The sequence below is a fragment of the Methylotenera oryzisoli genome (assembly GCF_004661485.1).
Classification (GTDB): Bacteria; Pseudomonadota; Gammaproteobacteria; order Burkholderiales; family Methylophilaceae; genus Methylotenera; species Methylotenera oryzisoli.
The window spans coordinates 290,780-298,237 of record NZ_PQVH01000002.1; the positions used below are offsets into that span (position 1 = coordinate 290,780).

At 42.7% G+C, this 7,458-nt stretch carries 6 protein-coding genes; all 6 read right to left on the reverse strand.

What is annotated here, in order from left to right; all coding sequences use genetic code 11:
- Positions 1 to 32: 32 nt before the first annotated feature.
- The 6 genes from C3Y98_RS02185 to flhB are packed head-to-tail and all read right to left on the reverse strand — an operon-like array spanning position 33 to position 6,949.
- Positions 33 to 782, reverse strand: a complete 750-nt coding sequence (locus C3Y98_RS02185) for a flagellar motor protein (protein ID WP_135276489.1) — start codon at positions 780 to 782, stop codon at positions 33 to 35.
- Positions 764 to 1,498 (reverse strand): RNA polymerase sigma factor FliA, encoded by a 735-nt coding sequence (locus C3Y98_RS02190; RefSeq protein WP_135276490.1) that lies wholly within the window; start codon positions 1,496 to 1,498, stop codon positions 764 to 766. Before C3Y98_RS02190 ends, C3Y98_RS02185 begins: the two co-directional genes overlap by 19 nt.
- A gap of 9 nt (positions 1,499 to 1,507) precedes the next feature.
- A complete protein-coding gene (locus C3Y98_RS02195) occupies positions 1,508 to 2,347 on the reverse strand; it encodes a MinD/ParA family ATP-binding protein (protein WP_135276491.1) in 840 nt (279 codons plus the stop codon).
- A gap of 2 nt (positions 2,348 to 2,349) precedes the next feature.
- Positions 2,350 to 3,684: a flagellar biosynthesis GTPase FlhF gene (flhF, locus tag C3Y98_RS02200; RefSeq protein WP_135276492.1), complete on the reverse strand. Its 1,335-nt coding sequence runs from the start codon at positions 3,682 to 3,684 to the stop codon at positions 2,350 to 2,352.
- Entirely contained in the window at positions 3,681 to 5,762 is a 2,082-nt protein-coding gene (gene flhA / locus C3Y98_RS02205; protein WP_135276493.1) for a flagellar biosynthesis protein FlhA, read from the reverse strand. Before flhA ends, flhF begins: the two co-directional genes overlap by 4 nt.
- Positions 5,763 to 5,785: 23 nt before the next feature.
- Positions 5,786 to 6,949 (reverse strand): flagellar biosynthesis protein FlhB, encoded by a 1,164-nt coding sequence (gene flhB, locus C3Y98_RS02210; protein WP_135276494.1) that lies wholly within the window; start codon positions 6,947 to 6,949, stop codon positions 5,786 to 5,788.
- Between the last annotated feature and the right edge of the window lie 509 nt (positions 6,950 to 7,458).

The following is a 7,458-nucleotide window of genomic DNA, read 5'->3' on the forward strand; positions in this document are numbered from 1 at the left end:
TATTCAAATAGCTTTATTGTATGGATGCGTGATTAGTGCGGTTTATCTAAGTAGCTATCTAAGCGCTCTTCAACAATTCTAGGATGGTCACCATTGGCAATAGACACCCATGCATTCAGCAGCATTTCACGTGTTTTTAGCTCTGCTTGAATGTGTGTTTTTAATTTGTTGGCAATGGGCAGGAATATCAAGTTGGCAAAACCAACGCCATAAATTGTGGCAACGAATGCAACAGCAATGCCGCTACCTAGCTTGCTTGGGTCAGATAAATTTTCCATCACATGAATCAGGCCGAGCACAGCACCTAAAATACCTACAGTTGGCGCATAGCCACCGGCTGCATCCCAAATTTTTGCAGCATTGCGCATTTGAACTTCATGAAAATAGATATCAATTGCGCATATCTCACGAATTTTTTCTGGTGGTGTGCCATCAATCATTAAGCGCATCCCTTTAATGATAAAAGGATCAGTTTCCCTTTTTAAGAAAGGCTCCAGCATGAAAATGCCTTCTTTACGTGCAAAATTGCTCCAAACTAAAATACGTTTAGTTAGTTCTTGTTTGTCATCAACCGGTTTTTTAAATACTAGTTTTAGCATTTTTAAACCTTGTGCGAAGGTTTTTGGTGGGGTTTGTACAAGTACCGCACCAAAAGTACCAAACATCACGATAAGGAAGGCTGCATATTGCAACAGCGAGCCAACGTTACCACCTTCAAGTTTTTGCCCTAGTATAATCCCTGCAAGAGCAAGGATTAGTCCGATTATGCTGCCCCAGTCCATGACTTCTCTCTTAAGTTGGCACGCAGCCTAGCAACCGCCTGGCTATGTAGTTGACATACGCGGGACTCTGAAACACTCATGACCGCACCAATTTCTTTTAAATTTAGTTCTTGTTCGTAATATAAACCTAGCAGGATCTTTTCTCGCTCAGGTAGTGAATCAATAGCGGAAATCAACGCATCTTTAAAGTCGCCGATGAGCAGGCCTTTAATGGGGTCACTATCATGATCTGTTTGAAAGCGGTCTAAAAAGTGCTCACCACTGTCTGCTTCATGAAAGTCTTCGTAATAAATCAGTTGGTGCCCGCTGCAGTCCCCTAGCATTTCATGATATTCAGCCAGTGATAAGTTAAGTTTTTTGGCTACATCGTTTTCTGTAGGGGGTTGGCCAAGTTGCTGCTCAAGCTGGCTGATGGCATGTTCAACATCGCGCATGTTTTTACGGATGCTACGCGGCAACCAGTCCGAGCTACGTAGCTCATCTAGCATCGCACCACGGATTCTCTGTGCAGCATAAGTTTCAAATTGGGCGCCATGTGTGTCTTCATAGCGATTAACTGCGTCTAGCAAGCCCATCATGCCAGCTTGAATTAAGTCATCAAGTTCTACACTAGGTGGGAGCTTGGCTTTTAACTGATAGGCGAGTTTTTTAACTAAGATAGCGTGCTGATCCAGCAAAACGTCTTTTTGATCTTTTTTCCCGAGCGCTGTGTACATAAATCGTCTTTAGCTTAGTTGTGCCTGCTTATTGTTAAAAATATTATCATGCTTGTAATCTAAGCGTTGTGCAATTTGTTTTAATGCGGTTGATGCGATTGCGAGCGGGAAGGCATCAATTACTATACGACCTAATTTAGAAGCTCGGCTGATATGGTTGTCAGCAGGAATTGCACCAAAAAACTCTAATTCAATTTGCATAAAGCGTTTTGCAACCTGCGCTATATTACCAAATACTATTTGCGCCTGTGCTTCAGTTGAATCGTCGACAATGATACCAAAAGAACGCCGACCAAGCTCACTGCAAACTTGTTTAATCAATGAATACGCCTCAGTAATCGATTCTGGCTTGCGTGAAAGCTGGATAATAATTTCACTTTCGTTGAGTTTATGTAAAGGCAGTACATTGGCTGAGTTAAGCATGGTATCCACTAGCACGATGTCATACTGCTGACTTAATTGATTAAACATAAGGTTAAGTTGGCTAGCCGTATGGTCATCACTTGTTTTATTTAACAAGTTTTTGTGCATTAATTTCACACTAGAAAAACCATGTGTAGTCGCTTTGATTGCTTGCGCCAAGGTGTGTTTGTCAGCAATTACATCCTGTAGCGTGGGGGAGTGGTCTAACTCATAATGATGCTCCAGCGTGTGTTCTGATGCATGCATAACCAATACCTCACTGCCTTGATTAACCATTGAGGCTGCAAGATTGGTGATAAGGCGTTGTTGCGCTTGCGTCGAGGACGCTGATAGTACTGATAATATTCTAGGCTCCGGTTTTGCCATAATACGTCTTAGCCCGGCAGCCTGGTCGTTAGGCATGACGCCATTTTTATAATTAGACATGATTAAATCTCCGCTAATTGAGAGATATGGTCTGAGTTGTAGGTTTTCCCCATTACAAATGGCAACTCTTCCTCTAAAAATTCAAAAGGGCGATTCGCAGGTGATTTTGAGTAGAGTGCTAACTCAATCAGCGCGATTTTATTAGCTAGATTGATATCTTCAGGAACGCGCTGCCCATTAGCTGTGTAATAAAGTTTTAATTTTTCACGAATAATCACATCAAGTGTATTACCTATAGTGACAGCTTCATCCAGTTTGGTAATGATGCAACCATCTAGTCCTTTACCCTTATAAGCACTAATTACATCAGTTAAAGTTTCACCAGTATTAGTGGCGTTCAAACATAGCAATTTTTTAATGGTGGCCTTGCTACTTGAGAGTAGTGCGATTTGTTCAGTGACCATGCGATCACGCTGACTGACACCAACAGTATCAATCAAAATTGTGTGCTTATTCTTCAACTCATTGAGCGCAAGCGCAAGGTCTGTTTCATCTTTGACGGCGTAAACTACTACGCCTAGAATTTTGCCGTAAATTCTCAGTTGTTCATGCCCACCAACCCGATATGCATCAGTTGTAATCAAGCCTAGGTTTTGTGTGCCGTGCTTCATCACATAACGCGCTGCCAATTTTGCTGTGGTTGTGGTTTTGCCGACACCAGTTGGGCCAATGAGCGCAAATACACCACCTTGGTCCAATATTTCAGCTTCATTTTCTATCGTGTTTAGATTTTTACTCAGGATATATTTCACCCATGCCTGCGCTTTTTTACTGTCTAAATTTGACGGTAATTTTTCTGCTAAATATCTTGAGAGTGCCGGGCTAAATCGGGCACCTAACAAGCCACTTAATACTTCAGATTTAATAGGGTCGCGCTGCTGAATGTTACCCCATGCAATGGTCGCTAGCTGTGATTCAATTACATTGCGCATACTGCGCATCTCTTTTAGCATCCACACCATTTGTTTGCTGGTTGCCGCATTACTTTTATTGGCTTGTAGATTGTTGTGTGCATCCACATCATGGTTGAGGGGTGTTTGGCGAGGATTGCTTGTCTTGATAGTGTTGTCCATACTGTCAGCTGTAACGCTTTGCTGTTGTTCACTAGCGTTTTTATTTAGCAATGATAGCCATGGCGTTGCGTCAGAAAGTTCACTTGTAGTATGTGCTGGGGTAGCGTTGACCATAGCGTTCATTTCTACTTCTCTAAACGCCATAATTTCATTACCGCCAGCAACCGCTCGGTTGGATAGAATCACCGCATCATCACCAAGTTCTTGACGGACTATAGTCAGTGCCTCACGCGAACTCTTGCCGAAGAATCGTCTAATGTTCATGCAGAACCTCCAATCAGGCTAGTAACTCGTATTGTTTTTGAATCAGGTAATTCTTCGTGTGAAAGTACACGTAAATTTGGTACAGCTCTGCGCAGAAACTTGGCAAGTGCAGCTCTTAATGGGGCAGAGACCAGTAACACTGGTGTTAAACCCATTTGCTCTTGCTGCCTTGCGGCTTCCTCAGCTTGTCTAGATAAAGTTTCTGCCATGCCTGGCTCCATCGCGGAGCCGCCAGTATTGTTTTGCATTGCCTGTAACAGCAGACGCTCTAAGTTATTATCCAGAGACATTACCGTTACTTCATTGCCGGTAGGGAATAGTTGCTGGACGATAGCGCGTCCTAGCTGCACACGTACCAATGCAGTTAGGTCGTTTGTATCTTGAGTTTGGCTTGCGTGCTCTGAAAGGGTTTCAATAATTGTGCGCATATCGCGGATATGCACGCCTTCCATCAGCAGGTTTTGCAGCACCTTTTGCACTACAGACAGTGGCATGAGTTTAGGTACTAAGTCTTCAATCAGTTTTGGAGATTCTTTGCTAATGTGGTCTAGTAGTTGCTGTACTTCTTGACGACCTAATAACTCGGCAGCATGCATAGAAATGATGTGGTTGATGTGGGTGGCAATCACCGTTCCAGCATCTACTACGGTATAACCCATACTTTGCGCCTCATCACGAAGACCTGCGTCAATCCATACTGCAGGTAACCCAAAAGCCGGATCTGTAGTAATTTGCCCCGCAAGTGGGCCTGTGACCATGCCAGGGTCTATGGCTAAGAATTGACCGTAGTTTGACTCACCAGTCGCTATTTCAACCCCTTTTAAGGTGATGCGATAGCCCGACGGTTTTAGTTCAAGATTGTCGCGAATATGCACAGTAGGGGCGAGGAAGCCAATTTCATTGGCAAACTTTTTACGTAGGCCTTTAATTCGCTTGAGTAAATCACCACCTTGCAACTTATCAACCAGTGGAATCAAGCGATAACCAACTTCTAATCCTACAGTATCTACGGGCGTTACGTCATCCCAACTGGCTTCTTCTACTTCTACTGGTGCAATTGGTACTTCTTCAACCTGAGGTTCTGCATTTGTGATTTTCTGGCGCTCGTCAACCAGATAAGCAATACCAGCTAAAAAGGTAGCTAATGCTAAAAATGCAACATTAGGCATACCTGGAATAATGCCCATACCGCCAACAATCGCGGCCGTGACATAAATGACTCTAGGGTTGGAAAACAGTTGCGTGGTTAACTGGCCACCAATATCTTCACTGTTTGCTACCCTAGAAACCACCACACCAGCTGCGACAGAAATCACTAGGGAAGGAATTTGTGCAACCAAACCATCACCAATCGCCAGTAGCGTGTAAATTTTGACTGCATCATCAAAGGCAAGACCATGTTGAATCATGCCAACAAATAAGCCGCCTACGATGTTGATAATGGTGACTAAAATACCTGCGACTGCATCACCGCGTACGTACTTACTCGCACCGTCCATTGCGCCGTAGAACTCTGATTCTTGGCTAATTTCAGTACGGCGCTTTCTTGCTTCATCTTCACCGATTAGGCCGGCATTCAAATCGGCGTCAATCGCCATTTGTTTGCCTGGCATTGCGTCCAATGTAAACCGTGCACCAACTTCAGCAATACGGCCCGCGCCCTTTGTAACTACAGTGAAGTTAATAATCGTCAATATAACAAATACTACGATACCTACCGTGTAATTGCCGCCAATCAAAAAGTGCCCGAACGCTTCAATTACTTTGCCTGCCGCATCGGGGCCAGTATGACCTTCGGTGAGTACTACACGTGTAGATGCTACGTTTAATGATAATCGCAGCATCGTGGTGACTAATAACACGGTAGGGAACGCGATAAAATCCAGCGCTTTTTTGGTTTGCAAACCAATCAGCAATACCATGATAGATAAGGCGATATTAAAGCTAAATAACACATCCAGTGCGATAGCCGGCAGCGGCAAAATCATCATTGATAAAAGCAAAACAATGATGAGCGGCGCTGCAACTGTGCGGCTACCGAGATTGTTCATCCAAGCTGGTAAATTAATTGGATTCATTAAACAATTGCTCCAGATTCAGTTTATACATCTTCCACACCCGGAAGCGGTATCAGGCTGTGGGGGTCTAGCTCATCAGGCACCGGAAGGGTGCTTGGTACTTCAGGTTGGTAACCACCATTTTTATTGAAAATACGCATCTGAAAGACGTAAGCCAATATCTCAGCAACAGCTGTATATAGCGCTTCAGGAATTTCATGCTCTAACTCCGTGTGAGTATAGATGGCACGTGCTAATTTTGGTGACTCTACAATCAGAACTTTGTGTTCATCCGCGACTTCACGAATTTTCAGCGCTACAGCGTCTGCACCTTTAGCTACAACAACAGGCGCTAGCATACCACCTTCTTTATATTTAATAGCTACGGCGTAATGTGTTGGGTTGGTAATCACGACATCCGCATTGGGAATTTCCGACATCATTCTGCGCCTTGACATCTCACGCTGCTGTTGGCGGATTCTTGATTTAATTTCAGGGTTGCCGTCTGACTCTTTAGACTCTCGCTTGATTTCCTCTTTGGTCATTTTTAGTTTTTCTGCATACTGGTACAGTTGAAACGGCACATCGATAGCCGCAATCAGCACCAGCGCACTCACAATAGCCAAAAAGCTGGTGAGCAGTAAATGGTTTACTTCGGCAATACTTTCGTTCAGAGGTAACAGTGATAGCGAAAGGATCGACTCCATGTCATGTGAGATAACCACATAAGAAACAAGGCCAACTAATATGGCCTTGGCTATCGATTTAACGAGTTCAGCAACGGAGTTTTTGGAAAACATGTTGCTGAATCCTGTAATTGGATTTAATTTTCCAAATTTTGGTATAAGCGCTTTCTCGCTAAATACCCAGCCGCCGATAAGTGCTGGGGATGCAATTGCAACAAAAAATAATATAAGCGCTAGTGGCGAAAATGCCAGCAATAAATTATAAATGTTATCTGAGATTTTCATCAGAAGTAGCATCGGATCATAAGCATACGCACGTTGAAAACTGAGGCCAGAACTCATGGAGGTTTTTAACGCATCTGCAAGTTGCCCACCCATCATTAGCATGGCAAAGCCTGCGGCTAACAGCACAGTTACCGTTGCGAGCTCCCTAGAGCGCGGAACATCGCCTTCCTCACGCGCTTTTTCTAAGCGCTTGGGGGAGGCGTCTTCCGTCTTTTCTAAGTCACTTTCTTCAGCCATTACGCGTCCTGTTGTTTGGTGTTGCTAGTAGATCTATTAATACAAATGTGATTACTATTTCAATAACTAAATTATTGATTGAAACCTTACCATTGCATCTTGAGAATAGGGGGTGAAAACCCTTCTTTCTTGCAGGTAATAGAGTAGCTGAGCATGTTTATTTGTAATTTTAGCTTTTATTTTAAATTTTTAAAAAATATTTAAAATAAATTAAATAATAAAAACAATAAGTTATAATTTTTTATAAAATTATTTTAAATATTTTTATAAATTACCCTAAAGTTTTCAAAAGTGCTGCCGATAAGTGTGTATTGGATGAAAGCGTTATTGTTTTTATAGTTGTATCATTTAAACTTTAACGTCAATTCATTGCGTAAACTTTAGGAATTTTATCGACTATCATTAGTTAAAGAATTTTCCCTGTATTTTAATTACTCTAAATCGCTGTAGTAAGGGTATGTAAAATCAGGCTACATATAGGTTTCACTTAAAGCCAGTGTAGGTGCTTG

Coding starts and splice junctions, on each gene's coding strand:
- C3Y98_RS02190 (WP_135276490.1), bottom strand. CDS start 1,498: ATGTACACAGCGCTCGGGAAAAAAGATCAAAAAGACGTTTTGCTGGAT.
- flhB (WP_135276494.1), bottom strand. CDS start 6,949: ATGGCTGAAGAAAGTGACTTAGAAAAGACGGAAGACGCCTCCCCCAAG.
- C3Y98_RS02195 (WP_135276491.1), bottom strand. CDS start 2,347: ATGTCTAATTATAAAAATGGCGTCATGCCTAACGACCAGGCTGCCGGG.
- flhF (WP_135276492.1), bottom strand. CDS start 3,684: ATGAACATTAGACGATTCTTCGGCAAGAGTTCGCGTGAGGCACTGACT.
- C3Y98_RS02185 (WP_135276489.1), bottom strand. CDS start 782: ATGGACTGGGGCAGCATAATCGGACTAATCCTTGCTCTTGCAGGGATT.
- flhA (WP_135276493.1), bottom strand. CDS start 5,762: ATGAATCCAATTAATTTACCAGCTTGGATGAACAATCTCGGTAGCCGC.